At 59.8% G+C, this 400-nt stretch carries 1 protein-coding gene; it reads left to right on the top strand.

Going from position 1 to position 400, the window contains the following annotated elements:
- Positions 1-48: 48 nt before the first annotated feature.
- On the top strand, positions 49-400 hold a 352-nt coding region (locus AB4Y85_RS19470; protein WP_441986553.1), incomplete at its 3' end, for a putative ATP-dependent zinc protease.

Below are 400 nucleotides of genomic sequence, written 5' to 3'. Positions count from 1 at the left end.
GTCTAGAATTCGGCCAATGCGTCCACATCCCTCAAGGAAGCCCCTTACGTGAAATCTCTCCTTGCACTGCTTGCCCTCGTGACCCTGCCGGTCCTGGCCGCCGAGCCGACCCTGTACGGGCGTTACGAATACATCGCGCTGCCGGAAATCGGCGGTGAAGTCCTCAAGGCCAAAATGGACACCGGCGCCCTGACCGCGTCGCTGTCGGCCAAAGACATCGAAACCTTCACCCGCGACGGCGACGAGTGGGTACGTTTCCGTCTCGCCACCAAAGGCGCGAGCAACAAGGTCTACGAACACAAGGTCGCGCGGATCAGCAAGATCAAGAACCGTGCCGATGAAGAAGATGAAGACAAGGCCGTGAGCGAAGTGACCAAGCGTCCGGTGGTCGATCTGGAAC

Origin of the sequence: Microvirga sp. 2YAF29, from assembly GCF_052114605.1 — a bacterium.
In the GTDB taxonomy this organism is placed as follows: domain Bacteria; phylum Pseudomonadota; class Alphaproteobacteria; order Rhizobiales; family Beijerinckiaceae; genus Microvirga.
The sequence above is the reverse complement of the archived record's forward strand: the minus strand, read 5'-3'. Positions and strand labels throughout refer to the sequence as shown.